Source organism: Pseudomonas sp. MWU15-20650 (assembly GCF_023242475.1).
Taxonomy (GTDB): domain Bacteria; phylum Pseudomonadota; class Gammaproteobacteria; order Pseudomonadales; family Pseudomonadaceae; genus Aquipseudomonas.
Genome location: NZ_JALJFG010000004.1, coordinates 225454 through 251285, shown reverse-complemented (window position 1 = coordinate 251285; position 25832 = coordinate 225454). Strand labels below are relative to the sequence as shown.

Annotated in this window: 27 protein-coding genes; 8 read left to right on the top strand and 19 right to left on the bottom strand. The window is 62.6% G+C overall.

All coding sequences use genetic code 11. The features are described from left to right. Positions 1 to 16 precede the first annotated feature (16 nt). The 5 genes from M5B43_RS06420 to M5B43_RS06400 form a co-directional block, all read right to left on the bottom strand. The gene (locus tag M5B43_RS06420) at positions 17 to 787 is read right to left on the bottom strand and encodes a hypothetical protein (protein WP_248749296.1); all 771 of its coding nucleotides are present in this window, start codon (positions 785 to 787) and stop codon (positions 17 to 19) included. 45 nt (positions 788 to 832) lie between these two features. Beyond that, positions 833 to 2152 carry a hypothetical protein gene (locus tag M5B43_RS06415; RefSeq protein WP_248749295.1) on the bottom strand — a complete coding sequence of 440 codons (1320 nt, stop codon included), beginning with the start codon at positions 2150 to 2152 and terminating at the stop codon, positions 833 to 835. Between the two features lie 15 nt (positions 2153 to 2167). Further along, positions 2168 to 5935: a hypothetical protein gene (locus M5B43_RS06410; RefSeq protein WP_248749294.1), complete on the bottom strand. Its 3768-nt coding sequence runs from the start codon at positions 5933 to 5935 to the stop codon at positions 2168 to 2170. Positions 5936 to 6016: 81 nt separating this feature from the next. Next, complete coding sequence (locus M5B43_RS06405; RefSeq protein WP_248749293.1) at positions 6017 to 6340, bottom strand: hypothetical protein; 324 nt, start codon at positions 6338 to 6340, stop codon at positions 6017 to 6019. A gap of 193 nt (positions 6341 to 6533) precedes the next feature. Then, positions 6534 to 7181 (bottom strand): lysozyme, encoded by a 648-nt coding sequence (locus tag M5B43_RS06400; RefSeq protein WP_248749292.1) that lies wholly within the window; start codon positions 7179 to 7181, stop codon positions 6534 to 6536. 341 nt (positions 7182 to 7522) lie between these two features. On the opposite strand from M5B43_RS06400, the gene M5B43_RS06395 reads away from it, so the two are divergent. Then, on the top strand, positions 7523 to 8578 hold the full coding sequence (locus tag M5B43_RS06395) for an NAD(P)-dependent oxidoreductase (protein ID WP_248749291.1): 1056 nt from the start codon (positions 7523 to 7525) through the stop codon (positions 8576 to 8578). 11 nt (positions 8579 to 8589) lie between these two features. Here M5B43_RS06395 and M5B43_RS06390 read toward each other — a convergent pair whose 3' ends face one another. Further along, complete coding sequence (locus M5B43_RS06390; protein WP_248749290.1) at positions 8590 to 9234, bottom strand: TetR/AcrR family transcriptional regulator; 645 nt, start codon at positions 9232 to 9234, stop codon at positions 8590 to 8592. 120 nt (positions 9235 to 9354) lie between these two features. Between M5B43_RS06390 and M5B43_RS06385 the strand changes: the two genes are divergently transcribed. Together M5B43_RS06385 and M5B43_RS06380 are read left to right on the top strand one after the other, a co-directional pair. Beyond that, on the top strand, positions 9355 to 10572 hold the full coding sequence (locus M5B43_RS06385) for an MFS transporter (RefSeq protein WP_248749289.1): 1218 nt from the start codon (positions 9355 to 9357) through the stop codon (positions 10570 to 10572). 94 nt (positions 10573 to 10666) lie between these two features. Then, complete coding sequence (locus tag M5B43_RS06380; protein ID WP_248749288.1) at positions 10667 to 11533, top strand: DNA/RNA non-specific endonuclease; 867 nt, start codon at positions 10667 to 10669, stop codon at positions 11531 to 11533. A gap of 146 nt (positions 11534 to 11679) precedes the next feature. Here the strand turns inward: M5B43_RS06380 and M5B43_RS06375 are convergent, their stop codons facing one another. The 7 genes from M5B43_RS06375 to M5B43_RS06345 all read right to left on the bottom strand — a co-directional run bounded on the left by M5B43_RS06375 (position 11680) and on the right by M5B43_RS06345 (position 15714). Next, positions 11680 to 11859 carry a DUF1289 domain-containing protein gene (locus M5B43_RS06375; RefSeq protein WP_248749287.1) on the bottom strand — a complete coding sequence of 60 codons (180 nt, stop codon included), beginning with the start codon at positions 11857 to 11859 and terminating at the stop codon, positions 11680 to 11682. A 32-nt stretch (positions 11860 to 11891) separates the two neighbouring features. Beyond that, a complete protein-coding gene (gene dmeF / locus M5B43_RS06370) occupies positions 11892 to 12803 on the bottom strand; it encodes a CDF family Co(II)/Ni(II) efflux transporter DmeF (RefSeq protein WP_248749345.1) in 912 nt (303 codons plus the stop codon). A gap of 5 nt (positions 12804 to 12808) precedes the next feature. Continuing rightward, entirely contained in the window at positions 12809 to 13084 is a 276-nt protein-coding gene (locus M5B43_RS06365) for a metal/formaldehyde-sensitive transcriptional repressor (protein WP_071486390.1), read from the bottom strand. A 69-nt stretch (positions 13085 to 13153) separates the two neighbouring features. Further along, positions 13154 to 14371, bottom strand: a complete 1218-nt coding sequence (locus tag M5B43_RS06360) for an MFS transporter (RefSeq protein WP_248749286.1) — start codon at positions 14369 to 14371, stop codon at positions 13154 to 13156. Beyond that, on the bottom strand, positions 14368 to 14697 hold the full coding sequence (locus M5B43_RS06355; protein ID WP_248749285.1) for a hypothetical protein: 330 nt from the start codon (positions 14695 to 14697) through the stop codon (positions 14368 to 14370). Before M5B43_RS06355 ends, M5B43_RS06360 begins: the two co-directional genes overlap by 4 nt. A 2-nt stretch (positions 14698 to 14699) precedes the next feature. Further along, positions 14700 to 15263, bottom strand: coding sequence for an isochorismatase family protein (locus M5B43_RS06350; protein ID WP_248749284.1), 564 nt, complete (start codon positions 15261 to 15263; stop codon positions 14700 to 14702). A 22-nt stretch (positions 15264 to 15285) separates the two neighbouring features. Then, positions 15286 to 15714, bottom strand: coding sequence for a MarR family transcriptional regulator (locus tag M5B43_RS06345; protein ID WP_248749283.1), 429 nt, complete (start codon positions 15712 to 15714; stop codon positions 15286 to 15288). A gap of 229 nt (positions 15715 to 15943) precedes the next feature. On the opposite strand from M5B43_RS06345, the gene M5B43_RS06340 reads away from it, so the two are divergent. The 3 genes from M5B43_RS06340 (at position 15944) to M5B43_RS06330 (ending at position 18100) form a co-directional block, all read left to right on the top strand. After that, entirely contained in the window at positions 15944 to 16480 is a 537-nt protein-coding gene (locus M5B43_RS06340; protein ID WP_248749282.1) for a GNAT family N-acetyltransferase, read from the top strand. Between the two features lie 89 nt (positions 16481 to 16569). Beyond that, the gene (locus M5B43_RS06335; RefSeq protein ID WP_248749281.1) at positions 16570 to 17112 is read left to right on the top strand and encodes an isochorismatase family protein; all 543 of its coding nucleotides are present in this window, start codon (positions 16570 to 16572) and stop codon (positions 17110 to 17112) included. A 4-nt stretch (positions 17113 to 17116) separates the two neighbouring features. Further along, entirely contained in the window at positions 17117 to 18100 is a 984-nt protein-coding gene (locus M5B43_RS06330; RefSeq protein WP_248749280.1) for a helix-turn-helix domain-containing protein, read from the top strand. On the opposite strand, the gene M5B43_RS06325 is transcribed toward M5B43_RS06330, so the two are convergent. From M5B43_RS06325 to M5B43_RS06300, 6 genes are read right to left on the bottom strand one after another with little or no spacing between them, the layout of a single operon-like run. Next, positions 18071 to 18238, bottom strand: a complete 168-nt coding sequence (locus tag M5B43_RS06325; protein WP_248749279.1) for a DUF2986 domain-containing protein — start codon at positions 18236 to 18238, stop codon at positions 18071 to 18073. The two genes, M5B43_RS06330 and M5B43_RS06325, sit on opposite strands and share 30 nt — an antisense overlap. A 34-nt stretch (positions 18239 to 18272) precedes the next feature. After that, on the bottom strand, positions 18273 to 19892 hold the full coding sequence (locus M5B43_RS06320) for a GMC family oxidoreductase N-terminal domain-containing protein (RefSeq protein ID WP_248749278.1): 1620 nt from the start codon (positions 19890 to 19892) through the stop codon (positions 18273 to 18275). Between the two features lie 32 nt (positions 19893 to 19924). Then, a complete protein-coding gene (locus M5B43_RS06315) occupies positions 19925 to 21193 on the bottom strand; it encodes a carbohydrate porin (RefSeq protein WP_248749277.1) in 1269 nt (422 codons plus the stop codon). A gap of 42 nt (positions 21194 to 21235) precedes the next feature. Then, positions 21236 to 22300, bottom strand: coding sequence for a 2,3-butanediol dehydrogenase (locus M5B43_RS06310; RefSeq protein ID WP_248749276.1), 1065 nt, complete (start codon positions 22298 to 22300; stop codon positions 21236 to 21238). Then, positions 22297 to 23547, bottom strand: a complete 1251-nt coding sequence (locus M5B43_RS06305; RefSeq protein WP_248749275.1) for an MFS transporter — start codon at positions 23545 to 23547, stop codon at positions 22297 to 22299. The genes M5B43_RS06310 and M5B43_RS06305 overlap by 4 nt, the downstream gene beginning before the upstream one ends. Positions 23548 to 23570: 23 nt before the next feature. Then, the gene (locus M5B43_RS06300) at positions 23571 to 24104 is read right to left on the bottom strand and encodes a 2,4'-dihydroxyacetophenone dioxygenase family protein (protein ID WP_248749274.1); all 534 of its coding nucleotides are present in this window, start codon (positions 24102 to 24104) and stop codon (positions 23571 to 23573) included. Positions 24105 to 24349: 245 nt separating this feature from the next. Between M5B43_RS06300 and M5B43_RS06295 the strand changes: the two genes are divergently transcribed. Together M5B43_RS06295 and M5B43_RS06290 are read left to right on the top strand one after the other, a co-directional pair. Beyond that, entirely contained in the window at positions 24350 to 25321 is a 972-nt protein-coding gene (locus M5B43_RS06295; RefSeq protein WP_248749273.1) for a helix-turn-helix domain-containing protein, read from the top strand. 78 nt (positions 25322 to 25399) lie between these two features. Continuing rightward, complete coding sequence (locus M5B43_RS06290; protein ID WP_248749272.1) at positions 25400 to 25825, top strand: VOC family protein; 426 nt, start codon at positions 25400 to 25402, stop codon at positions 25823 to 25825. The last annotated feature ends 7 nt before the right edge of the window (positions 25826 to 25832 follow it).

The following is a 25832-nucleotide window of genomic DNA, read 5'->3' as shown; positions in this document are numbered from 1 at the left end:
GCCGGGCTGGCATGGCTCAACTGCTCTTAGTTTGCAGGTTCACTTGCAGCGTGCCGATGTTGTCGCGCAACCCGGCCCCATAGACCCCGTCCAAGTCATCGTTGATACACAACTGCAGTGGCCCTGACTGGCCTGTGGGTGCTTGCACAGCGACCCCTACCAGGAATGGCGCATTGTTGCCGATCTTGCCGATCAAGGCGGCTTCCGCCGCGCCAGGCAAGGTGTAGCGTGCGGGCGCTATGTAGGCGGGGTTGCCGGCGGGGCCAGACATGCCATTGGCGGGGTTGGCGGTCCACTGCCCTTGGGCGCTGATTCGGGTCACCTGGCGGCCGGTCACCGTCAGCCCGCTGGCCTGCCAAGCCTCATTGGCTTGTACGGTCAGGGTGATCGGGTACAGCACATTGACGGCATCGCTGGTGCTGGCGGCATCGAAACCGGCACCGGCCAGGGCACTGGCCATCTCAGGCGCTGGCGTACCGGGCAACACGTTGGGAGCAAGGATGGTGGTACCGATTTCGAGTGCGGTCAGACTTGGATAGGTTTCATGCAGGATGATCGCCAAGGCGGCTGCGGTGATGGGCGAGAAGACTTCGCGTACCGCTTCGGCGACCACGGCGCCGTTATGAACGAGCTCCTCGTGCGGCAGCACGAACGCCCTGGCGCCGAGGCCGGAGGACGCCGCTGCCGTGGTCGATGCCAGCGCAACGCGCACGGCTTCACGTGGCCCCAGGCCTTGCTCCTTGAGGGGTTGCAGGAGGTTGATCAAGGGTTGTACGTCGATTGTCATGGGGGGACTCCTCTTAAGGGACAGTGACTGGTTTTTCGCGGCCGATCAGCCCTGCGGTGGCGCGCTGGTGCGCGTCCAGCCCGACCAGTCGCCACCCGGTGAACCTTGGGCGATTTGCCAGAGCTGGTTATCGTTGTCGACAGCCCAAAGCAGCACGCAACCATTGTTTTGCAAGGCCGCTGCGATTTTCTTGATGGGCGTTGGCTGGCCCTTGAAGCCAGGGCCCTCCCAGTGGCTCCAGGCGCCGCCGGCAGTGGTCTGGTACAACGTCCATACCTGGCCGCTGGCACCGACACCCCATAGCTCCACCCCCCGGCTGCCTTGCTGTTCCGAGGCGGTGATAGTGATAAAGGGTTCGGGCTGGCCGACAAAGCCGGGGCCTTGCCAAGCGCCCCAGTCGCCACCGGGCGACTGCTGGCTGATGCCCCATAGCTGGCCGTCGCGGTCCAGCCCCCAGAACATCACGTTGCCATTGTTTTGTTGCGCGGCTGCCAGCTTGAACAGGGGAGTGGGTTGGCCTTTGAAACCGGGGCCTTCCCAATGGCTCCACGCGCCGCCTGCGGTGAGTTGGTACAAGGTCCAGACTTGTCCGTCAGCGCCGGCCGCCCACAGCTCGACGCCACGGCGACCACCCTGCTGCGAGGCCGCCAATTGCGTGAAGGCACAAGGCTGGGCCCCTACGTTGGGGCCGCTCCAGGTGTTCCAGTCGCCGCCGGGGCTGCCCTGGCCGCAGGTCCAGACGCTGCCTGCGCTGTCCAGCCCGGCAAACAATACGTTGCCATTGTTCTGTAGCGCCGCTGCCAGTTGCTTGAGCGGCGTCGGCTGGTTTTTGAAACCCGGTCCTTCCCAGGCGCTCCAGTTTGCACCGGCGGTTCGTTGGTACAAGGTCCATACCTGCCCCGAGGTACCGGCTACCCACAACTCGATGCCACGGTTGCCGCCTTGCATCGAGGTGGCGATTGTCGCGAAGGGCTCCTGAACGGGCGGCGCGGGATAGAGCACCTTGATGGCCTCGGCCACTGCCGCCGTTGAAAAGCCCGCTGAGACCAGTGCGCTCTGCATCTGCACGGCGGTGGCATCGGGGAACACGCCCGGCGCCAGCAGGATCTTGCCGACTTCGACCGGTCCAAGGTCTGGGTAGAGCTGGTGCAGGATGCTGGCCATTTCGCTGAGCGTGACAGGCGCATAGACCTGAACCAGCGCCTGGGCCAACGATGCGCGCTGTACGGACGCATCGGCTTGGCGCGTGCTGGCGGTGTCGCTGCCCAACTGTGCCAGTACGGTGTGCGCTGCTTGCACGGCGGTCATGCCTTGCTGGTGCAGGGGTTGCAGAAGCCTGATCAGGCTCGGGACGTCGGTTGTCATGAGTGGCTCCTTGCTTCAGTGATAAGCGCTGACCAGCGCGATGGACAGATCCAGGGGGGACAAGCCGGGGAAGGCTGCCTTGAGTCCCGCGCCGGTATCCTCGGCGGGGTATCCGGCCTGCGCCATGGCGGCAGCCAGGTCCTTGGCGACCAGTTCGGGGAATGCGCTGTGCAGGGCGGTTGCACAGGCCACGCCGGTCGCGCCTTGGGCACGTAGGGCACGAGCTGTTTGCACGGGGCCGGGGTAGGCCTGGATCAGCGCCTCTGCCAGGGCCTGCGGAGGCGTCTGTGGCCAAGCGGCGAGCAAGCCCTTGCTGGTCTCGGCCACGGCGTAACCGCCCTTGGCCATCGTACTGGCCAGGGTGTCGAGGGTGAGCGTCGGGAACGCGTGCACCAGTTGAGGCCCGCCGTCGACCCCCGGCACGCCTTGGGCAAACAGACGGCTGGCCATTTGCACCGGGTCTGGGTAAGCCTGTGCCAGCGCTGCCGCCAGGTCTTGTGGCGAGGTTTGCGGCCAAACCGCCATGAGGCCCTTGCTGGTGTCGGCCACGGCGTAACCGCCTTGGGCCATGGCGCTGGCCAGGGTATCGATGTTCAGGCTCGGGAAGGCGTCCAGCAACTGTTGGGCGCAACGGGCTCCGTCGACCTTCTGGCCGTTGAGAGCCGTCGCCATCTCCACGGCGTTGGCGTACAGCGTGATGGTGATTTCGACCGTGGTCGAAGGCACCCCGGCCACCACATCGTTTTGGCTCGCGGTAGGGATGGCCTGGACCAGCAGTTGGTAGAGCCGTGGCGAACCGGCGGTGCCGGAGAGTGTCAGCTTGGCAATCAGGTCGTCGCCCTGGGCGCTTGTTTGCAGCTCGGTCACTTGCAACGGGCTGTCGGCGCTGTGTATGACGGCCTGATAGCGCGTGGCATTGGCGACGGCCTGCCAGCGCAGGGTGGCGTTGCTACCGGCGCTGCTGGCTTGCAGGTTCAGCGGCTGCCCCAGGCGAACCAGGGTCAGTACGTCGCTGGCCGGGCTCGCCACGGTGGTATTACTGCCTTGTGTCACTAGGCTGAAGCCAAAGTCGCCGGCAGGTGTCGCCGCCTCAAAGGTGATGGCGCACTGTGTCGGCGGAGCTTGTTGCGGTTGAGTCGGTTCGATGATCCGGTCGGCGACCCAGATGCCTCCGGCATGCGTGCTGGAGAGGACATAGGATTGCGCTTCGGGCACGGCCGTCCAGCTCAGCATCACACCGCAGTCAGGTGCGGTGATGCTGCTTTCGCTGTGTGCCTGCAAGGCCGTCGGTGCGCCAAGGCGCTGGAACGCTGCGCCGACCCATTCGGTCTTGGCATCGCCATGAATGCCTTGTACCTGGGCCTTGTAAGGGCCGGCGGACCATTGGGCGTCGAAATCGAAATGAGTGTCGCGCAAGGCGACGCCCAGGCCAGGCTGGTCGAGCAGCACTTTTGCCGCACTGTCGAGCAGTTGGGCGTTATAGCCGGCGTTCCCCTGGCCACCGCCCCAGGTGAGGGTCACTACCCGGTTGGCGACGCTGACGCTGGGGTGGTCGGGCGGGCTTTGGGTGCCGGTTCCCGTGCCGGTACCGGTGCCGGTTCCGGTCCCCGTTCCAGTGCCTGTCCCGGTTCCAGTTCCCGTGCCAGTGCCCGTGCCGGTTCCGCCAACGATCGCGATGATAGCCGCAACCGCACCGGCTACCGCCGCCGCTGCGCCCGCAGCTCCTGATGCAGCTGCTTCGGCGGCGGCCAGTGCTGAGGCCGCGGTTGACGCCACGGCGTCGGCGGCGGCGCCGTCTATCAGTTGCTGGCATGCAAGCGTGGCGGCATAAGACGCAGCTGCCTTGCCTGCTGTCAGAGCGATCACTGACGCAATGGCCTCGCTGTTTCTGAGCAGGCCTTGCACGAACGATTGCGCAGCGCTGGCCAGCGCGCGGTCGATATAGTCACCGAATTCCGAAAACTTGACCGAGTTGGGCAGGGGGATCGAGACAATGCCCGGGAAGGGGATCGCCACGGCGGTCAGCGAAGTGTCTGCGATCGACAGGGTGTAGTTACCGTTCAGTTGCAGGCTGACGCCGTTGTCCTGCGTGCTGAACGACACGCTGACTTTGAACGTCGATTTGAGCAAGGTCTTGAACGCGAAATCTGCCAGCTTGCCGCAGACGGAGCTGCCCTGTTCGGACAGGTCTTGCAGGGTCTTGATGAAGTCGATTGCCTGGGTCAGGTAGTCGAAGGTCGGCCAGTTGGTGACCTTGAAACCGCCATCCTTGCTGTAGCTCACGCCCAGCGAGACGTTTTTCGGCAGGAACGGAGAGTAATCGGACAGTGAGGTGAGCGTGCCGTCGATTTGCAGGTTTTTCTTGCTGTTCTTAGTGGCCATCACACTGACGTCGACGCCGAACGATGCCTGCATGAACCACAAGCTGCCCGCGAACCCCATCGACTGCTTGCCCGCCACCGTGGAGATTGCGAGTGCCGGGCCACCGATGGGGCCGGTCGCTTTAGGCGCGGCGATAGTCAGGATGTAGATATCGATGGGGTTGCCCAGGGCGATGGAGGCGGTGACGCCGTCCTTGGCAATCTGGATGTTGCCCACCACCTCAAAGGTGGTGACCAGTGTCAGGTCGAACAGTGCCTGGATATTGAAACCCGGCTGGTAGGCGATGCTGCTGGCCGGTGGTGCGGCAGGCAACGTGCCTGGCGCGATGGGGCAGGCGAACGTATCCAGGCTCACGGGTTGGCTGCCCGTTGTGCTGCAATAGTAGAGCTGGCTGCCGGCCTTGAAGACGATGTCGATCAACGAGGTGGGCCATACCTCGCTGCCGATGCACTGGTTGAACACATCACCGATCGAGAGGGTCTTGTCGACTTTGACACTGGCGACCTGAGGGGTGGTGCCTTGCAGATAAATGTACCCGGTGAGCTGGGCCGAACCGACCTTGACGGTGCCCTGTACCTGGAAGTTTTTCTGCGCGGAGGGGCCGCCATAGCGAGCGAAGACGCCGAACATCAGGTTGCTGAACGAGATGCCGGTCATGGCCCCGCCGAACAGTTTGGGGATGCTGGCATCGGGTGTGGCGGTCTGCAGGCAGGCGGCGAAGGTCTTGTTGACGTCATCGGAAACCAGCGCACCGCTGAAGACGTAGTTGTTATCGAACACCGAGACGCTGAGGTTGCCGATAACGCTCAGTTGCCTGGCCGTGGTGAACTGATAGTTGATCTTGATGTTCTCGAAACCGAACAGGCCGAACAATTTGATGTTGGGAAGCGCCGCCGCGTAGGACGCCTGTTTGACTGCGGTGCCGGCCGCGGTACCGCTGGCGAGCAGGGCGGACAACGAGAGTGTGTCGCCGGCGCCTGCCGGGGTCTCGTAACCTATCTGCAGCAGGCTGCCGAACAGTTCGATGTCTTTCAGGCTGACCGTGAGCCAGAACCCGCAGGTGTTGTCCATGGTCAGGGTGGTGGTGGCGACGCTCATGGGGACTGGCGTCTGTGGGAAAATGCTGAACAGGTCAGTGCCGCTGGGCGGTGTACCGCTGCCGAAATGGCTGAAGGTGAAGAAGCCCGCATCCTGGACCAGTAATTGGCCGGTGGGCAGTTGTGTATTGAAGGCGTTGTTGATCAGCTCAAGAACATCCATCCCGCCTGCATTCGCGGCGGCCAAGTCTGCGTAGATCAGGCTGTATTGGCGTGACAGGTCCAGTTGGCACTTGCTCTGGGTGGCGAACTTGCCACCGAAAATCTCTGACCAGGCAAAATGTGCCGATACGCGGATATCCATGGGCGAGTGGCCCTCCCGCAGGCAAGGTATTTCGGAGTGGCGGGGCAACCACTATTGCCCCGCCACGTAGGCGAGCGTGGTTCAGCTGAAGGTATGGGTCGCGGGATTGTAGGTGCCTTCCGAGACGACTACGTTCAGGTTTTGGACCACATCGCTGCCGATGGCGCCCGAGATCACGTCCATAGGTGGCGACACTGCGACATACACCTGGTTGGTGGTGCCGACAGCGACGGCGAGCAGGGTTTCCGGTGGGGGCGTCTTGCCGCCAGCTTCGGGAGCCTGGGAGATGACACTGAACAGGAACGGTGCAGCCGCAGTGGGGGCGGAACTTGGGATGGCGAGTGAGGCGGTGTAGGTTTTGTTGTCGATGTTGAAGACGGCGTTTACGACAGCGCTGATAGCCATTAGTGAGAACTCCATTCTGCATTGACTGGCGATTGCGATGAGTGACCAGCTTCCTGGTGCACGGTGGTGGTGCGATGTGACTCTAGTTGGCAATGCAGGGTGGCGAATTGCCATCCGACGATCGGTAGAGGGCGCGAGAAGCCCGATGCATGGCACGTGCAGAAATGCAGTTTTTTCCCGCGCTTGGCCTCGCCTACTGCTCGCCCGCCCTGATATCAATGGCGTCACCCGGGCCTGAACTCAGCAGCACTTTAGGCACAGCCTGGCCGTCGAAAAACAAGGCAATCTCGCCTTTCCTGCGCTCTACCAACCCCGGCAAGATCTTGCCGTTGGCCATTTTCCAGCGACTGAACTGATAGGGCACTTGCTCAAACTGCTTCGCGTTGATGACTCGCAGCAGGCTTGAGCTTGCGAAGTTGCCCGCGCCGACATTAAAAACAAAGTCGGTAAGCGCGGCATATTGGAGATCTGTGAGCGGCACTTGGACGGCAGCCGTTACGGTGATTTGGGCGCGGCGCATGTCGGTGACCAGTAATGCGGTACCTTGGGCGTCAGAGATTTTCTGCAAAAACTGCGCAGGCTCGGTTCCATCGCACCGTGCCTTTTTGATCAGGTGGCCATAGCCGATGGTGCAATAGCCGGCGGCGTCGTTATAGCGCTGATCAATCCAGCCCTCCGAGCTTTTAGTCAGGGCGATACCTTGGGCAACCACCGGGCGCAGCGGTGTGGTGGGTTCGGCGCCCAACAAGGGGCCCTGCTCAATCAGCAATCCGGAAGGGAGGCGGTCTATGTCTTGGACGTCTGCATTTCTTGAGGTGCAAGCGTTCAGGAAGAACGGCATGCAGCCCAGCGCAACCCACATTTTCATTGAGCCCATCACTCACTCCCTGTTCAGAGCCAATTTGAACAACAGAACGTCCTAAAGGGAGAGTTGTGAAACGTAAAAACTCCCGCGCCGCATTGCATCACGCAATGCTCTGGACGTGCGCAAGCATAGTTGACGTTGCTGTGGGCGCTGCGCTTTCGGTGGTGACGGCGTTGGGCAGCGCTTCCAGCAGCGGGTTTTGCTGCGCAAAGTGTCGAGGCTGGCCGTGAGTTCCTTGGCCAGTTGGCTCATGATAGGGAGATGGGCGTGGGCCCGCCGTATTTCTTCCATGAGCCACTGTCAAAAGGATCAAGCGCATGGCATTTACCACCTTGATACTGGATGCCCCCGGCCCGCCGCTGCTCTTCGAGGAAGTCGACCGGTTCCTCGAGCTGGGCCTGGCCGTCACCCTCAACCTCCACTATTTCGTCGATAAAGACAGCATCAGGCAACACTACGGTGCGCGTATTCAATATGCCGAGATCAACGGCCACGACGAGTCCGCCTTGATCGCTGCGGTGGTTCAGGCCGGGGGTTACAGTGTGTTCAAGACACGCTTGAATATCCCTATCGGGGCGGCGTTGATCCGCGCCGCCAGCTCACCGGCCCTGGCCACTGCGCTTTGTGCCATCGCCCAGGCCGGTACGGGCGTTAACCATATTGACCGGCAAGCCTGCGAACGCAACGGCGTGACGATATTGAACACGCCCGGTTCCAATGCGGTGGCCGTCGCCGAATACGTCGTGGCCCAGGCATTGTTTCTGTCTCGGGACCTGGGTTATTACAACGTCGAAACGCACCGTGGCCATTGGTCCAAAGGCACCTTGGCGCCAAGCCTGGAATGCGCCGAACTCACACTCGGGCTGGTGGGTACCGGGAGCATTGCCCAGCAGGTGGCACGCAAGGCGGGAGCGCTGGGTATCAAGGTTATTGCCACCGGCTCGGAGCGCTTTACGGCGTCGGTGGCCCAGAGTCTCGGGCTGGAGCGAAGGCAAACCCTCGAGCAATTACTGGGCGAGGCCGACATCGTCTCGCTCCATGTGCCGCTCACACCGCTCACCCAAGGCTTATTCGGCAGTGCTGAATTCAGGCTGATGCGCCCAGGCTCAATCCTGATCAATACCGCGCGCGGTGGCATCGTTGACGAACGCCAGTTGGCAAGCTTCATGACCGAGTTTCCCAGGCATATCAAAGCGGTCGCCATCGATACCTTTGCCCAGGAAAAAGATCGCTTCAACTCACCCTTGGCAGGCATTCCCGGTGCGCAACTGACGCCGCATATCGCGGGTACGACCACCACGGCAATCAGAACCGCTTCGCGGCAGATCGTCGACAAAATCCATGCGTTCAGTACCACCGCAGATAGACGCTGATCCGCAGCGCATTACTTTCTGAGGGCTCGAACGGCAGGTGCCGCCGTAGTGGCGGCGATGTCCCATGTCAGCATGAGGTGGTTGATCGCAGCGTCGATCTGTTCGTGAGGGACGTTATCCCGTGCCAGGATCGACACGCCCTGCAAGAAGCTGTCAAACACCGTCGCCAGCACTGCCACATTCAGCGTGTCCGGCAACTGGCCTGCACGGACCGCCTGCTCCACGCACGCCATGATCCCTGCCCGTGTCCGCGCCCGCGACTGAGTCAAGGCACCCGCCACGCGCGCGTTCTCCGGGCTCGGCGCGCTCATCACGCCGAGGGCAACCATGCACCCCTTGGGGTGCCCGTCTTCACACTGCATGCGCGCCGATTGGCGCAATGCCGTTTCGACCGCCTGGCGCGGCGGCAGGCTTTCGTCCCACAGGCATTCGGTGACCTGGGCGTAGGTCGCCAGGTAGCGCTGCACGCACTCATCGAACAGCGCTTCCTTGGAGCCGAAGGCCGCGTAAAAACTCGGTGCGGAGATACCACCGCCCAGGCCGGCCTTGAGCTGGGCGAGGGAGGTGGCGTCGTAGCCGTGTTGCCAGAACAGGTGCAGGGCCTGTTCCACAGCGTGTTCGCGGTCGAAATTACGGGGGCGACCCATTTGTGCCATGTCGAGCGTCCTCTGGATAACGAGATAAATACTAGTCGATACATAAATCGTTGACAATGCGCCGGGCCGCTGTGCAACATTTATATCGATCAGTATTTAAGTCGTCCCAAGGAGTCTACCGTGACACCCTCACTCAGCTTATCCGCATCCCCCGAACGCCTGCCCATCGGCGCCTTGCTCGCCCTGGCCATGACCGGCTTCCTCTGCATTGTCACCGAAACCCTGCCCGCCGGGCTTTTGCCGTTGATCAGCGACGGCCTGGGGATTTCGCCGTCGATGGCCGGGCAGATGGTCACTGCATATGCGTTGGGTTCGGTATTGGCGGTGATTCCCATGACCATTGCCACCCGTGGCTGGCGCAGGCGCAATGTGCTGCTGCTGACCATCCTCGGCTTCCTGCTGTTCAACGCCATCACCGCGTTGTCGTCCCACTACGGCGTGACACTGGCGGCCCGTTTCTTTGCCGGCGCGGCGGCAGGCCTGGCCTGGAGCCTGCTGGCCGGTTATGCCCGGCGCATGGTCGCGCCCCATCAACAGGGCAGGGCGCTGGCGCTGGCGATGGTCGGTACGCCGATTGCGTTGTCGCTGGGCGTACCACTGGGCACCTGGCTGGGTGGGCTGCTGGGGTGGCGCACGACCTTCGGCCTCATGTCGGCGCTGACGTTGGGGTTGATCGTGTGGGTGCTGGTGAAAGTCCCCGACTACCCGCCGCAGCCGGCCCATCAACGCCTGTCGCTGGGTAAAGTGCTGACCACGCCGGGCGTGCGGCCGGTACTGGCGGTGGTGATCAGTTGGATGCTGGCGCACAACATTCTGTACACCTACATCGCCCCCTTCGTGGCATCGGCCGGTCTGGGCGATCGAGTGGATCTGGTGCTGCTGGTGTTCGGCATTGCCGCGTTGGTGGGCATCTGGCTGACGGCCAGGTTAGTCGAGCCGTTGTTACGCAAGACCGTGTTGCTCAGCCTGGCGACGTTCGCGGCGATCTGCGGAGTGTTCGGCGTGCTGGGCCACCTGCCCGAGGTGATCTACCTCGGCGTGGCGGTCTGGGGCCTGAGCTTTGGCGGTGCAGCCACCTTGCTGCAAACCGCGTTGGCCGATGCCGCAGGCGATGGCGCGGATGTGGCACTGTCGCTGAATGTGGTGGCGTGGAACAGCGCAATAGCCGGCAGTGGCGTGGTGGGCGGCGTGCTGCTGGACCGCTGGGGCGTCGCGGCGTTTCCGTGGGCGATGTTGGTGTTGATTGCCCTGTCGTTGGCGATTGCCTGGGGGGCGCGTGCCCATGGTTTCAAGCCTGGCGCACGCAGCATGGGAAAACCACTCGCCAGCGGGCACTAATGTGACTGGGGCCGGTCAATAAACCCTGTAAGATCATCCACTTGGCTCCGTCAGTCGGAGCCTGCCGCCTCACTTTCCTTCGAAGAATTAATGCATGTACCTGCGCAAAATTGCCGTTGGGCTGTCAGCCCTTGTTTTGCTCTCCTCTGGGGCACACGCCCGTGGGTTGCTGGACTTTCTCAAACCGCCCGCCCAGGAACACACTTCTCGCGCCGGCTCGATCAGTCAGCGCGCGGCCCTGGACCTGTATTCCAGCCAAGAAAAACAGCCTTCGTTCGACGGTTGTGCCGACCTGTTCCCCGCCACGACGCCGATCAACACCGCCACCGTGCCCGCCAGCATGAAGCCCCTGGCACTGTGTTCCGACAACTTCGCGGTGCTTTATTCGCAAACCAGCAAGACGCCGCTGGTGGTGGTCGAACGCTTGAGCGCCGCGCAGTTGAAAGCCGCAAAAGGCGAGGAACGCACGAACCAGTTCTACCCCGACCCACGCATCCCCAAGGCTGGGCGCGCGGAGTTGAGTGACTACCGCAGCCAGCATCCGGCTGTGGACCGTGGCCATCAATCCCCGGCCGCCGACGCACCGAGCGCCAATGCCATGGCTCAATCTTTCGCGCTGTCGAATATGGTGCCGCAAGACCCCACCAACAACCGCAAGATCTGGAGCAAAGTCGAGTCGGACGTGCGCAAGTTTGCCGCGCGCGCCGGTGGCAATGTCTATGTGTTCACTGGCCCGTTGTTTGACCCTGGCTACAGCACCGTCGGCGCGAACAACGTCTGGGTACCGACGCGATTGTTCAAGCTGGTGTACGACGCCTCGTCCAAGCGTGCGTGGGCCTATGTGCTGCCCAACGCTGAAACCCGTATCCAAAAGCCGATGGACTACGACACCTTTGTGAAGAGCACGGGGCTCAAGTTGCTGGGCAACTTGCCGGTGACGGGGTCGGTGGGGCGCACCTGATGTCCATTCGTTAAAGAGGTACGTCACTGTGGCGAGGGAAGCGGGCTCCCGCTGGGGCGCAAAGCGGCCCTGAAAAATGGGACTGCTGCGCAGTCCAACGGGAGCAAGCTCCCTCGCCACAGGTTACCGGTTGTCCGCTCAGCCTCTTATTTGCCCTTTTTCAATGCCTTCAACCGCAACGTCGCACGCTGAACGGCGGCCATTTTCTCTGGGCGCTTCATGCGCTTCCACTTGCGGATGTCGTCCTTGCTGCGCCCGCAGCTGACGCAAAGGTCGCCACTGAGCTGGCAGGTGGAGACACACGGGTTCTCGATATCTTTAGCCAAGGGTTCACCAGGGAAGGAAATAAAGGCAGCGGTTACGCCGCACGAAACTCAACGGTGAGATGGCTCACTTCATGCACCGGCTTGAGGCGCTCGCGAATGGTGTCGGCATCTGTGGTGGCGCCGCCGATCACGCTGACGATGGCGGCATGCGCCTCAGGGCCCACGCGCCAGACGTGCAGGTCGGTAATCCTGGCATCGCCGGGTTGCTCAACCAGCTCGCGGATCTCGGCGGCCACGTGTTCATCGGTCTGGTCCAGCAACACCGCAGCGGTCGTACCCATCAAGCTCCAGGACCAGCGCGCAATGACGATGGCGCCGACGATCCCCATCGCGGGGTCTAGCCACACCCAACCCAGATAACGCCCCGCCAGCAGCGCGCCGATGGCGAGCACGGAAGTCAGCGCATCGGCGAGCACATGCACGTAGGCCGAGCGCATGTTGTTATCGTGACCGTGCGCGTGATGCTCATGTTCGTGATCGTGCCCATGACTATGCCCGTGGCCAAGCAACAGCGCACTGGCGATATTGACTGCCAGCCCCACCACGGCAATCAAGGTGGCGGTACCGAACTGCACCGGCGCGGGCTCCAGCAGGCGCATGGCCGACTCGATCCCAATGCCCAGTGATACCAGCGCGAGGATCAGCGCCGAGGCGAAGCCACCCAGGTCGCCCACCTTGCCGGTGCCGAAGCTGTAGCGGGTGTTGGTCGCATGGCGCCTGGCATACGCGTAGGCTGCGGCGGCAATGCCCAAGGCGGCCGCGTGGGTTGCCATATGAAAACCGTCCGCCAGCAAGGCCATGGAGCCGGTCAGGGCTCCGGTGGCAATTTCCGCCACCATCATCACCACCGTCAGCATGACCACCCACAGGGTGCGCTTGGCGTTTTCTTCGTGGGCCGAGCCGAGGAACACATGCGTGTGTGCGGGGTTCTGGGTGGGGGGCATGAGCGTCATTTGGAGTACCGGCGGATGGCTTCAAGCAGCTCTTCGACGCCTCTGTTGCGCGCCTCCTCACTGAGTGACGGGTCGGCCACGTGGGCCCGGGCGTGCTCTTCGATGATCTCTTCCATCAAGCCGTTGATGGCGCCGCGCGTGGCGGCCACCAGGTGCAGCGTCTTGGCGCAGTCGAGGTCCGACTCCAGCGCTCTTTCAACGGCCTGGATCTGCCCGGCGATGCGTTTGACCCGTTTGATCAGGCTGTCTTTGTTCGCGGCTATATGGCCCACGGCATACCCCCCCTACCTATAAAAGGGCGGATCATGTCATACCCCGTCCCCCTATACAAGGCGACAGGTTTACTCAGGCCGATCCAGCTGGCGCCTCAAGGTGTAGATCGCCACACCCACGGCCAACAGGCCCGCGAGCGCGCCGACCATCAGCGCCCAGCGCGGGCCGAGGTGGTCGGCTACCCAGCCGACGATCGGCGCTCCGATCGGCGTGCCACCCAGCGCGACGCCGACGCGCAGGGCAATCACCCGCCCGCGCATGGCAGGCTCGGTACGCAATTGCATCAGGCTGTTGGTGGTGTTGCTGAACGTCATGGCGCCAACACCGATGATCACCAGGGCAATGGCGAACACCCCATAGTTCGGCGCCCACGCAGCCAAGGTGCAGCCACATCCGAACACGGCCGCGCCGGTCAGCAGTGACTTGAATTGCGGTCGCTCGCGGCCGGCGGCAATCAGCGCGCCGGCGATGGTGCCGATGGCCAGTGTCGAGGTCAGCAAGCCATAGCCACGGGCATCGGCATGGAACACGCTGACGGCCATGGTCGAGATGAAAATCGGAAAGTTCATGCCGAAGGTGCCGATCAGAAACAGCATCAGCAAGATCGCCTTCAGGTCCGGCCGCGTCCACACGTAGCGCAACCCGGCGCTGAGGCTGCCTTTGGTGCGTGGCGCCCGAACCTTAAGATGCTGATGGGAAACCCGCAGGAAAAACAGCGAAGCCAGCACCGCAAAAAAGCTCGAGCCATTGAGCAGGAACGCCCAGCCGGTGCCCACCGAGGCGATGGTCACGCCGGCCACCGCCGGGCCGATCATGCGGGCCATGTTGAACGAGGTGGAGTTGAGCGCAATGGCGTTCGACAAGTCCTTCTCGCCCACCAGCTCCGCCACGAAAATCTGCCGCACCGGTGCATCGAACGCCGACGCGCAGCCAGACAGGAACGCAAACATATACACGTGCCATAGCTGCACAAACCCGGTGAGGGTGAGCACCCCCAGCATCAGCGCCAGCACGCCCATGGTGGCCTGGGTGACGACCAGCAGCTTGCGCTGGTCGAAATGGTCGGCGGCAAAACCGGTCCACGGCAACAACAGCAGTTGCGGCCCGAACTGCAACGCCATGACGATGCCGACAGCCGAGGCGTTATGTGCAGTGAGTTGGGTCAGCACCAGCCAATCCTGGGCCGTGCGCTGCATCCAGGTGCCGATGTTCGACACCAGTGCACCGGCGGCCCAGATGCGGTAGTTGACGCTGCTCAGGGAACGGAAGGTGCCGAGCAGGCTCATGAGGACCGCTGCGTATTACCGCCGTGAAAGCGGCCAAAATGCCGCGCCAGGTACAGGCTGATCAGCAGCCCACCGAGCCCCAGCGCAACAACATCAGGGGGTTGCTTGAGGTTGAACTCACCGACGTGGCAGACCAACAGATAGCCGACCAGCAGGTTGAAAAAGCCCCACAGCACATTCACCGTCGAGGACGACAGCCCTTCGCCACGCGGCTGTGCAAACGGCGTCTGGAATGCCTGGCCCATCAGGCCGCTGACACAGTGGGGTAGGGCGTTGGCAAGAAAGACCCCGCCGAACAAGTATGACAACAGACTCAGCCACTGCATGGTCAGGCCCCTCTCTTGTCGAGCAACGCGATAATCTCGTCGGCTGTGCCCGATTCGCCCAGCTTGGGGAATACCTGCCGAAGGCTGTAGTCATGCGCCTCGGGGTTAGCGTCGGTCATGGCATCGACAGCGAGCGTTACGTTGAAGCCATGCTCATACGCCTGACGGGCTGTGGACTCGACGCCGGTGCCGGTGGCGACACCGCTGACCACCACCTGGGTGGCGCCGAGTGCCTTGAGTCGCGCGGCCAGTTCGGTGTTGGCGAATGCACCCCAGGTACGCTTGGTCACCAGGATATCGCTGGGCTGCTGATTGAGCTCTGGGATCAATTCAGCCCAGTCTGCGGGTAACGCATCGCTGCGTCGTGGTCGCTCGGTGCGTCCGGGGGCGAAGCCCGTGACGTTGACCAGCACCACCGGCAGGCCGCGCTCGCGGAACGCATCAAGCAGCCTGCGGGAGCGCTGCACAACGCCGCCAATCGGATGGATAAACGGGTAATCGACGATGCCTTTTTGTAGGTCCACGATAATCAGGGCGGTAGTTGCATCCAGCGTGGTGACAGCCATGGGGTGTCCTCAATCAGGTGATTCAAAAGTCGGCGAGACGCTCCAGCAGTTTCACCGCCGCGGCGAGCTCGTCTTGTTCCTGGGGCGACAATTGTTCTTGCAGTGCACGCAGCAGCCAGTCGTCTTTCGCGGCACGACTGTCGGTCAGGTACTGACGGAATGTGGGGGTCAGCTCGATCAGGGTTTGCCGCCCGTCGGTAGGGTCCGGCTGGCCGCTGACGGCCTGCATCGCTTCCAACCCCGCCACCGTGATACGCATGGACTGCGGCCGGACGCTTTCGGCGCGGGCGAGGGCGGACACGGTGGCGGGGCCGTCACGGTCCAGGCGCAGCAGGACGGACTTCTGGGCGCTGGTCAGGTCATTGGGATGGGTTTGTTCGCGCAGACGGCGGATCAGCTTGCCAAGCGAGATACGCAGTTCGGCGGCGAGTGTTGCAGTCGATTCAGTCATGCCTGGACGCTAGCAGAAAAAACGGAAAACTATACAGTCTTGCTGTATTAATTTTTTTTCATAAAGGGCAGGCGCACGCAATGGCCATTTGTACACGGCGCAACTCGGCCAGCGGTTTATACTCAAGCCCCTCGCGAGCCACCTCATTCAAATGACCTGAGAGCCCCCATGAGCACCATTGTCCCTATGAGCCCCACCCGCCAGCCTATTGCGCCCCAGGTGGCCTTGAATGGGTGTTGAGCAGACTGGCCGGATTCGTCTGGCGCGCGCGGACGATGCCGCGTTATTGCCCGGCATCGAGCGTTCCGCTGCCCAGGCATTTCGCAGGATCGTTGAGTTGAGTTGGCTGGCGGATGCCGCACCGATCAGTTTCGATCTTTATCGGCAGTGGATCGCGCTATCGACCAGTTGGGTCGTGGTCGACACGCACGCCCAGCCTCAAGGTTTCCTCACCGCAGAGCGTGTGGGGGACGACCTTCATCTCCATGAGCTGTCAGTGGCCCTGCCGCTGCAAGGCCAGGGGTGGGGGCGCAAATTGGTTGAGACGGCGATGGCGTATGCGCGCGCCCATCACCTGCAGGCGGTGACGCTGACCACCTTTGAGCACGTGCCGTGGAATGCGCCGTTCTATCGGCGCCTGGGCTTTGAAGCCTATCAGGACCCGCGGTTGGCCCAGATCCTGGCGCGGGAGTATGCCCAGGGCTTTGCACCGGGGAGTCGATGCGCAATGGCCTGGCATCCTGGGCTCTGTCCGAATCCGTCCTGAAGTGGTCCGCCTCGGGCCTGTTATGCACTCGGTGTTGTCCTTACCATAGCTTGCATCACCTACCCTGACACACGCCAGAAGGACAGCCCATGAACCGCAAAGCCCTCGTAGTGATCGACGTCCAACACTCGTTTCGTCATTCACCCTATTGGTCCGAAAATGACCTGCCGGCTTACCTGGAAAAACAACAGGCGCTCATTGACGGGTGTGTTCAGCAGGGCATCCCGGTGATACAAGTCTTCCATGTTGAAGACCAAGGGCACTTTGCGATGGCGTCGGGCAACGTTAGAACCTTGAGCGGGTTGTCGATCGACCCGCAGTTGATCATTCATAAGCGTTACCACAGTGCCTTCGCCGGTACCCCACTGACCGCGCGCCTCATAGAGATGGGCATCAGCACCCTGATCGTCAGTGGCATTCGTACCGAGCAATGCTGTGAAACCACCACACGGCAAGCGTCGGACAGCGGCTTTGGCGTGGACTTTGTCAGCGAGGCCACGTTGACCTTCGCCATGACCCACGCCCGCAGCGGCCGGGTGTACACCCCGGCAGAGATTCGCGAGCGTACGGAACTGGTGCTGGAGGATCGTTTTGCGCGCATCGTCACGGTCGCCCAGGCATTGGCGCAGTGAATCAATGAGCGTGCCGGTGCTGTTCGTGCTCTTGCCCAACGTGCTCATGCTCGACTTGGCAGGCCCCGCCGAGGTGCTGCGCCTGGCGGCGCAAGTCGACGACCCGGCGGCAATCGATTTCGACTTGCAGTACGTCAGCCCGGTGCCAGCCCTGCACACGTCCATCGGCCTGCCACTGACGGGCTTGGCGCCACTGCCGCCGACCTTGGCGCCGGGCACCCTGGTGGTGTTGGTGGGCTCCACCTCGAACGTCAGCACGGCCCGCCGGCAGGCTTTCGACTCGGCCAACGACCGGTTGACCCAGTGGTTGCAACGGGTGTTCGCGCCGTCGGCCGAGCGCTTGCTGTGCGTGTGTAGTGGTGCATTGAGTGCGGCCCGGGCCGGGCTGCTCGACGGTCGCCAGTGCACCACGCACCACGCCCTGTGCGCGACACTGCAGGCCATGGCGCCCAAGGCTCGGGTCCTGGAAAACCGGCTCTACGTCACGGATGGCAGGGTCAGTTGCAGCGCCGGTGTCACGGCAGGCATCGACCTGATGCTGCACCTGGTCGCCGAGCTGGCCGGGCCACGGCTGGCGTGCGCCGTCGCGCGGGATATGGTGGTGTACATGCGCCGCAGCGGTGCCGATCCGCAGCTGTCGCCTTGGATAACCGGCCGCAACCACCTGCATCCGGCGGTGCATCGGGTGCAGGACGCCGTCACCGCAGCGCCTGGTGACGCCTGGACCGTCACCCGCATGGCGGGCCTGGCCTGCACCAGCAGCCGGCACCTGGCGCGCCTGTTCCACGAGCATGTCGGCATCAGCCCGCTGGATTACTTGCACACGCTGCGTTTGGCCGTGGCCCGTGAACTGCTGGCCGAGTCCAGCCTGGGCATTGAAACCATCGCCGAGCGTGCAGGCTTTGGTTCGGCGCGGCATCTACGGCGTATCTGGCGCAAATATGAAACGGGAACGCCTTCAGCTGGGCGTGTCGTCGGTGTTGGCTGAGGTTGGATTAGCCTCAGCCTCCAGCTTCGCGCGGTCGGCTTTGCTGATGTATTTGTCTTTGCTTTTGGGCGCCAATTTGGCGCTGGCTTTTTTGGCTTTGGCCTTGAATAGCTGCTGTAGTTTTTTCTGGCGGTTCATGTCTTTTGCCTGACGGATAAAGGCTTGGATGATATCAGGTTAAAAACCGCACCAAGTCAGCTGCTTTCTCGCCGATCATGATCGCGGCGGCATTCGTGTTGCCGGTAATCAGCGTCGGCATGATCGACGCGTCGGCGACCCGCAAGCCTTGCAAGCCGTGGACGCGCAATTGATCGTCGACCACGGCCATGGGGTCGTTGCCCATTTTGCAGGTGCCCACCGGGTGAAACACCGTGCCCAGGTTTTCCCGGATCCACTGCTCGATCTGCGCCGTGCTGGCGACCTTCGGCCCTGGCACTAATTCACCCTGCAAGCGTTTGGCAAAGGCTGGAGTTGCGGCCAATCGGCGCACCAGGCGAAAACCTTCGACCAAGGTGTGCAAATCGTCCGGATGGCTGAGGAAATGGCCCTCGACCTGCGGCTTGTCCTGGGGGGCGGCCGAGCGCAGGCGCACGCGACCCCGGCTTTTGGGATGCATCACCGCGACATGCAAGCTGATGCCATGGCCTACGGGGATCAGGCGTTGGGGTTGGTTCTTCAAGGCCGGAGCAACGATCAAGCCCAACTGCGGGGCGATATCGGTAGGGTGGAGGCGTAAAAATGCACCGGATTCGACGGTGTTCGACGTCAAGGGGCCGCGACGCGCTGCCAGGTATTGAAACGGTGCGGCCGCCAACGGCAACACCCCACGCAGCGACAGCCCGTAGCCCAGGTCGCTGTCACTGCGGTACATCAAGACGATGTCTTGATGGTCTTGCAGGTTTTGTCCGACGCCCGGCAGCTCGTGGTGTTGGGTAATCCCGTGGCGCGCCAGTTCTTCGGCCGGCCCGATGCCGGACAGCAACAACAGTTGCGGTGAGTTGATGCTGCCGGCGCTGAGGATCACTTCACGCCGGGCCTTGAGGTTGAACGTGCGGTCGCCCTGGCTGACTTCGACACCCTCGGCGCGGGTGCCCCTGAGCAAGACGCGGTGGGTGAGGGTGTCGCTGAACACGGTCAGGTTCGTTCGCGGTAACGCCGGGTAGAGAAACGCCCGGGCGGCGCTGCAGCGCTCACCGTTGATCTGGGTGACGTGAAACGCGCCATAGCCTGCCTGTTCCTCGCCGTTGAAGTCGTCGTTGTAGTGCCAGCCCATCTGCGCAGCGGCCTCATGAAACACGGCGTTGACCGGTGCCAGGCTGCGTTGCTGGGCGACATTCAGTTCGCCGTTCTGCCCATGCCAGGGTGAAGGCCCGGGCTCGAAATGCTCGGAGCGCTGAAAATAGGGCAACAGCGCGTCGTAGCCCCAACCGTGGTTTCCGGCGGCTTCCCAGCGGTCGTAATCGCTGCGGTGTCCGCGTACATAGATCATGCCGTTGATGGCACTCGAGCCGCCCCAGACCCGACCGCGAGGGCAGGGGATCGGCTTGTCAGCGCTGTGCGGTTGGGGAGCGAACTGATGCATCCAGTTCCATTGGGGGTTGGCAATCAAGCGGATAATGCCCGCGGGTGTACGAATGTAGGCGCCCGGAAACAGCTTGCGATCACTGGGCCCGGCCTCCACCAGGCACACAGAAACCCCGGGTTGGGCGGACAGTCGGTTAGCCAGCACGCAACCGGCCGAACCTGCGCCGACTACGATGTAGTCGAACGTATGCGCAGGGGATTGAGTCATGACAATTACCTCGTTGACGATAAAAAATAACTTCAGAGCCCCAGCAGGGAGCCGACGTCCAGCATCACTTGCAGCCCGACCACGAAGCCGTTGCCGCTCAGCTCCCGAGCGCTCGGGTTGTAGAAATTGTCTGGGTTGATCAGGTACTGCACGCTCGGCTCGATGGACAGGTTGCGGCTCAGGGCAAAGTGGCCGTTGGCCTCCAGGGCATAGACATCCCGTTCGCCCAGGCGCGGGTCGCCGTTGTTGTCGGTGCGCAGCTGTTGCTGGAAGGCCAATTGGTGCGGGTTGACTCGCAGGTAGCTGGTCTTGACGTTGAGTTTGTCCTGAGGTCGGTCGAAGGGCGCGAGGTAAGTCAGCCCGGCTTCGGCAAAATGGCTGAAGGGCTGCTTGTCATCGGCTGCCGCCGACAGCGAGCCGAACACCTGCACGCCTTGCAGGTTGGCGCGCCACAGCGTCTGGCGGAATTTGAAGAAGGCACCGGCAGTGCCGTGGTCGCTGGCCCCGGTCAGCGGGTCGACCTGCTTGGACGTATTGAAGTAGGCGTTGAGCTCGTATTGCGTGGTGTCATCGCCTGGCTTGCTGCCGAGCCCCAGCAGGAAGCTGGTGCCGCTGGCGTCTTCGGTGCTGAAGTCCAGGCCGTTGCGCTTTTTCAGGTAGTCCATCGGGTTGGACTCGAACGCCCCCGCGTGCACGTACAGGCTGGGGCTCAGCTGGTATTTCAGGTAACCGCCCCAGGCGCCATAGGGCGGTGGCAGCACGCCGGTGGAGGCGTCGATGATCGGATCGTTGCAGGTGACGACGGTGTCGCAGTTGTAGATGTAGAAATAGCGCCGCGCGTTGGTGCGGCCCAGGTGCAGGTCGAGTCGGCCGTCGAGCCATTGGTGTTCGACGGTCAGCAGGCTCAACTGGTTGCGGGTGATGTCGTTGTGAATAGGCGCCCCGGCAAAGTAGCTGCCGGCAGCGCCCTGCCAGTTGCGTGAGGTGGGCTGCCCGGTGCCCTGGTCGAGAATGAACAGGGTTTCTTCGATATGAAAGGCCGAGCCGTCGAGACCGGCCAGGGTGCCGAGGTTGACGTCGGCACCGATAAACAGGTCGCCACTGTTGCCGAAGCTGTGGGGCCGCGGGCCGGTGTCGAGGTTCTTCATCGACAGGCTCCAGAATTGCACATGGGGCTGGATGCCGTAGCCGGCCAGTTGCTCACCCAGGTCAGCCAATGGGCCTTCACGGTTTTGCGCCCAGGCTTGGGGGTAAAGGGATACCGCGAGCAAAAAAGTGCACAAACGCAGTGGCGTGTTCATGGTCAGGGACTCTTTTTATTGTTGTTGTGATGAGCGGGTGTTTCATTGGTGCGCCAGTGACGGCGTGGGGTTGACCAGCACTTTGATCTGGCTCTTGTCGGCGGACAGGCCCTCGAAACCCTGTTCGATGGCGTGCTCCAGCGCCACGCTGCGAGTGACGAGGCGGGCCAGGTCCAGACGCCCGCTGGCCAGCAGCTCGATCAGTGCCGGGTAGGCATGGCGATAACCGACGCTGCCCAGCAGCCGCAGTTCGTGGTTGACCAGGTGGAAGGCATCGATCTGCACTTCACCCATCAACCCCACCAGCACGGCTTCGCCGCCTTTGCGCAGGCAGTGCAGGGCATGGGTCAAGGTCTGCTGGCTGCCGGCCGCTTCGAACGCAACGTCGATGCCGCCGTCGCTCAAGGCCTCCAGGCGCGATTGCAGGTCGGGGTCGCGACCATCGAGCACCTCCTTGGCGCCGAGTTCACGGGCCAGTTGCAAACGCTGGGGGCTGATGTCCACCGCGTAGACCCGCGCCACACCGCGCAGCCGGGCGAGCATGATCAACAGCAGGCCGATGGGCCCCAGGCCGAATACCACGCAACTGTCGCCGGCCTGCACACTGCTTTGATTCAACGCATGGAAGGCCACGGCGGCGGGCTCCAGGACGGCGGCTTGCTTGAAGCTCACCGTGTCCGGCAACGGATGGAGCATGTAGACCGGCACCACCACCCGCTCGGCAAAACCGCCGTGCCCCATCAGCCCGATGAAGCCCATGGACTGGCACAGGTTGTAGCTGCCCTGCAGGCAATACGTGCAACTGCCGCAGCGGTACTCGGGCTCGACTGCCACGCGGCTACCCAGGTGTACGTGGTGGACGCCTTCGCCGAGGCCGACCACCTGGCCGCAGAACTCGTGGCCCAGGGTCATCGGGGCACGGCAACCCGAGAGAGGGTGGGGCTCGTGTTGGGGAATCGAGTGCGGGCCGTCGTGGTATTCGTGCAGGTCGCTGCCGCAAATCCCGCAGTAGGCCACTTGCACCAGCACTTCGCCGAGGCCGGGGGAGGGCTCGGGTAAATCGGTCAAGCGCAGGTCTTTGGCAGCATGCCAACGCAATGCTTTCATGGTTGGTTTCCTTGCAGGAGGGAGGTGTCCGGCAACCGACGACGCAGCACGGCGGGGGCGGTTTCTTTGAGGAACAACGACGCCACGGCGGCCAGCAGCGCGCCGCCACACGACATCCACATCACGATGGACAGGCCGAAACGATCGGCGGCAAAACCGGCCACGGTCGGCGCGACAAAGCCACCCACCAGCTCACCAATCCCCATGATCATGCCCAGGGCGGTGGCCATCACTTCACGGGGGACGGTCTCGGCTGGAATGGTCGCCATAAACAGCGTGAAGCAGCCTAGCCCGGTGTAGGTCAGCACCATCAGCACGCCCAGTATCAGCGGCGACGGTGCAAACAGCAGGGCCATCGGGCAGCACGCAGCCACCAGTGAAAACAGCACCAGGGTCGGGCGGCGGCCGATACGGTCGGAAATCGCCGGCACGCCAAACCCCCACAGTACCCAGGCAGCCCCCAGGCAACTCATGATCGCGCCCATGCTCGGTGGGCTATAGCCACGAACGCTGACCAGGAACGTCGGGGTGAACGAGATCAGGATGATGAACCAGGTCAGGAACACGCAGCTGATCAGGGTGCAGAGCACGATGTTGCGGCTTTTCAGCAGGGCCAGGCGGTGGCCGCGTGGCGGGTCGCTGGCCCTCGGTGCCTGGCGCGGTGCGTCGTTGCGCACATAGCGCCAGATCAGCCAGGCAATCAGCAGCCCCGGCACCAACGACACAATGAATGCATGCCGCCAACCGTAGGCTTCAGCCAGGGCAATCAACACGGGCGGCCCGATCACGGCGCCCAAAAGACCGGCCGCCGAACCCTGCAACAAGCCCATGTTCAGGCCCCGTCGATGGGGCGACGAGGCTTCTACCATCAGCGACTGGGACAGCGGCAGAATCGGCCCTTCGGCCAGCCCCATGATCCCGCGAAACAGCAGCAGGCTGAGAAACCCGGTGACCAGCCCCGACAGCGCCGAGCACAGGGAAAACAGCATGACGGCGATGATCAGCAGCGGCTTGCGCACGCCACGGCGGTCCGACCAGGCCCCCACCAACGCGCCGGACAGCGCCCAGGCCAGAGCCAGCACCGAGGACAGCAGGCCCAGGTGGCTATTGCTCAGTTGCAGCTCCTTGGCCATGAACGGAAACAGAAAAGCGAGGGCCAAGCGGTCGAAGAACACGAAGCCAAAGGTCAGGAACAGTACGCACAGCAAGGTGTTTTCGTAACCGGCTTTATTATTGTTATCAGCCATAGTGGTTCTCCGAAACAACGGGTTTAGCGGAACAGGCGGTCCACCGTGTCGGCGCCCAGGCCGACCTTGGCGTAGTGCTTGCGGCACAGGTCGATGTAGGTGTGCACGTCGAAATAGCCGTCGGGTTCGCCCTGCTCGTCGAGCCAGATCAGCGGGCCCTTGACGATGAAAAACACCCGCATCGGTTCCGGATGGTCATAGGCCACCAGCGTGTGGCCTTCGCCCGGGGTCTCGTAGACAAAATCGCCAGCGGTGGCGGTCCAGTCGTGCTCCAGGTAGCCCCACTTGCCCGAGAGCGTGTAGGCGAACACTTCGTGAGGGTGGTAATGCCGATTGACCAGGCCCGCGTGGCTGGACATCAAGATGTCGCACCAGCGGTTTTCGCTGGGGGAAATCCACAGCGGGCGCGAAGACACGGTTTCGGTGAACGGCACATACAGGCGCAGGTCGTCACTGGCCGCGTTGGGCAGGTACACCTCGGGCTTGGCGTCGGGCTTGAAGCAGTTGGCGATCGGCTGCAGGTCTTTCCAAAATTCGGTACTGGCTAATTCGGGCATGTTCGGCCTCTGCTTGTAGGGAGTGCAGGGCCACTTTAGGGCGGTAACGCGTGGGCGGTTTGATCGCAACCGACGCGATAGTTGCCTGTATCGGACGCGGCTTTGACCGCGTGGCCGGCGGTCGATTACGCCGGGGCAATGAGTTGACAGCCAGGGTTGTTCAGATATTAATGAGTTCTCTGGAAGCCCCGAAATTGGCCGTGCCTGGGCCAGGGCAACCTCCCGCTGCCATGAGAAGAATAAAAATGACTCCATGCGCCATGCTCGACACTCGGCGAGCCAGTACCGACAGCATCCCTCTGGACCAGCGCCTGGCCTTTTGGGAGCAGTACAACGCGTCCACCCTGGTGGGCCTCAAATGTTCGTCGTACAGCGACGCCGGGTTTACCGCGACCCAGGACAACCTGAGCCTGGAAAGCATGCGCCTGGCGCATATCGTCGGGAATGAGCACGTGGTGGAGCGCGACGGCTCGATGATTCGAGCGGTGCCCAAGGCCTCGATATTCGTGTCGCTGGTCACGGGCAGCGGTTCGTTTTTCTTTCAGAATGGCCATTGCCAACTGCTGGAACCCGGCGAGTTGATGGTCTATCGCACCGACAAACCCTACCTGTTCGGGTTTTCCGGGCCGATGCGCCAGTTCATCTTCGATGTGCCCCAGGAAGTCTTCGCCAGCCGCTGTTTGAACCACTTCGACAATGCGCTGAAAATCAGCGCCCACACCGGCGTGCAGCGCTTGTTGCTGCGCACCCTCGGCGAACGCACCCGTTGCTTTTTCCAGCAACCCTTGAGCCAGGATGCGGGGAGCTATCAGGACGATGCGTTCGAGTTGTTGGGCAACATCATCGCCGGGCAGGTGGGGCAGCGCCGGATCAACGCCTTGAGCGCCTCCTACCTGTTGGCCGCCAAGCAATGCATTCGGGATCAGTTGGCCGACCCGACCTTGAGTTGCGAGCGGGTGGCGAGCCAGACCGGGATCTCCACCCGGCACCTGGCGCGCCTGTTTGCCCTGGAAGACACCCAGCCACGGCGTTTTATCCAGGAAAAACGCCTGCAATTGGCGTATGCACTGTTAAGCAGCCAACAGGTCCGGGGGCTGGATGTGGGGGAGGTGGCCTACCGTCACGGTTTTACCAGCCAGGCGCACTTTTCCCGCGCGTTCAAGGCGCGTTACGGGCAGACCCCCAGTGACGTGCGTGCGGCCGCGCTGGGCAATTAACGCCGTTGCGAAGGCTTTATGGCCGAGCCGTTCTGGTGAAGAATCAGCTTCCAATCAAAAAAACGCAGGTGAATCACCGTGAGCCTATCTCCCTTTCATCTCGCCATTCCCGTCTACGACCTTGCTGCCGCCCGGCATTTCTACGGCGAGGTGTTCGGGCTCAGCGAGGGCCGCTCCAGCGCCCAGTGGGTGGACTTCGATTTTTATGGCCACCAGTTGGTCATCCACGAGCACCCCAAGACCGAGTCCCAAGCGTCGGCGCACGCCAATTCAGTGGACGGTCATGATGTACCGGTGCCGCATTTCGGGATCGTTTTGCAGTGGGACCAATGGGAAGCCTTGGCGCAGCGTTTGAAAGCCCGCCAGACCCGGTTTGTCATCGAACCCCATATCCGCTTCAAGGGCCAAGTGGGTGAACAGGCCACCCTGTTTCTGTTTGATCCCTGTGGCAATGCCCTGGAGTTCAAGGCATTCAAGGACATGAGCCAGCTCTTCGCCAAGTAGTCTTTGG

What these genes read in the sequence shown, in the direction of transcription:
- M5B43_RS06420 (WP_248749296.1), bottom strand. Translation starts at nt 787, where the DNA reads ATGACAATCGACGTACAACCCTTGATCAACCTCCTGCAACCCCTCAAG.
- M5B43_RS06415 (WP_248749295.1), bottom strand. Translation starts at nt 2,152, where the DNA reads ATGACAACCGACGTCCCGAGCCTGATCAGGCTTCTGCAACCCCTGCAC.
- M5B43_RS06410 (WP_248749294.1), bottom strand. Translation starts at nt 5,935, where the DNA reads ATGGATATCCGCGTATCGGCACATTTTGCCTGGTCAGAGATTTTCGGT.
- M5B43_RS06405 (WP_248749293.1), bottom strand. Translation starts at nt 6,340, where the DNA reads ATGGCTATCAGCGCTGTCGTAAACGCCGTCTTCAACATCGACAACAAA.
- M5B43_RS06400 (WP_248749292.1), bottom strand. Translation starts at nt 7,181, where the DNA reads ATGCCGTTCTTCCTGAACGCTTGCACCTCAAGAAATGCAGACGTCCAA.
- M5B43_RS06395 (WP_248749291.1), top strand. Translation starts at nt 7,523, where the DNA reads ATGGCATTTACCACCTTGATACTGGATGCCCCCGGCCCGCCGCTGCTC.
- M5B43_RS06390 (WP_248749290.1), bottom strand. Translation starts at nt 9,234, where the DNA reads ATGGCACAAATGGGTCGCCCCCGTAATTTCGACCGCGAACACGCTGTG.
- M5B43_RS06380 (WP_248749288.1), top strand. Translation starts at nt 10,667, where the DNA reads ATGTACCTGCGCAAAATTGCCGTTGGGCTGTCAGCCCTTGTTTTGCTC.
- dmeF (WP_248749345.1), bottom strand. Translation starts at nt 12,803, where the DNA reads ATGCCCCCCACCCAGAACCCCGCACACACGCATGTGTTCCTCGGCTCG.
- M5B43_RS06360 (WP_248749286.1), bottom strand. Translation starts at nt 14,371, where the DNA reads ATGAGCCTGCTCGGCACCTTCCGTTCCCTGAGCAGCGTCAACTACCGC.
- M5B43_RS06355 (WP_248749285.1), bottom strand. Translation starts at nt 14,697, where the DNA reads ATGCAGTGGCTGAGTCTGTTGTCATACTTGTTCGGCGGGGTCTTTCTT.
- M5B43_RS06350 (WP_248749284.1), bottom strand. Translation starts at nt 15,263, where the DNA reads ATGGCTGTCACCACGCTGGATGCAACTACCGCCCTGATTATCGTGGAC.
- M5B43_RS06345 (WP_248749283.1), bottom strand. Translation starts at nt 15,714, where the DNA reads ATGACTGAATCGACTGCAACACTCGCCGCCGAACTGCGTATCTCGCTT.
- M5B43_RS06340 (WP_248749282.1), top strand. Translation starts at nt 15,944, where the DNA reads ATGGGTGTTGAGCAGACTGGCCGGATTCGTCTGGCGCGCGCGGACGAT.
- M5B43_RS06335 (WP_248749281.1), top strand. Translation starts at nt 16,570, where the DNA reads ATGAACCGCAAAGCCCTCGTAGTGATCGACGTCCAACACTCGTTTCGT.
- M5B43_RS06330 (WP_248749280.1), top strand. Translation starts at nt 17,117, where the DNA reads ATGAGCGTGCCGGTGCTGTTCGTGCTCTTGCCCAACGTGCTCATGCTC.
- M5B43_RS06325 (WP_248749279.1), bottom strand. Translation starts at nt 18,238, where the DNA reads ATGAACCGCCAGAAAAAACTACAGCAGCTATTCAAGGCCAAAGCCAAA.
- M5B43_RS06320 (WP_248749278.1), bottom strand. Translation starts at nt 19,892, where the DNA reads ATGACTCAATCCCCTGCGCATACGTTCGACTACATCGTAGTCGGCGCA.
- M5B43_RS06315 (WP_248749277.1), bottom strand. Translation starts at nt 21,193, where the DNA reads ATGAACACGCCACTGCGTTTGTGCACTTTTTTGCTCGCGGTATCCCTT.
- M5B43_RS06310 (WP_248749276.1), bottom strand. Translation starts at nt 22,300, where the DNA reads ATGAAAGCATTGCGTTGGCATGCTGCCAAAGACCTGCGCTTGACCGAT.
- M5B43_RS06305 (WP_248749275.1), bottom strand. Translation starts at nt 23,547, where the DNA reads ATGGCTGATAACAATAATAAAGCCGGTTACGAAAACACCTTGCTGTGC.
- M5B43_RS06300 (WP_248749274.1), bottom strand. Translation starts at nt 24,104, where the DNA reads ATGCCCGAATTAGCCAGTACCGAATTTTGGAAAGACCTGCAGCCGATC.
- M5B43_RS06295 (WP_248749273.1), top strand. Translation starts at nt 24,350, where the DNA reads ATGACTCCATGCGCCATGCTCGACACTCGGCGAGCCAGTACCGACAGC.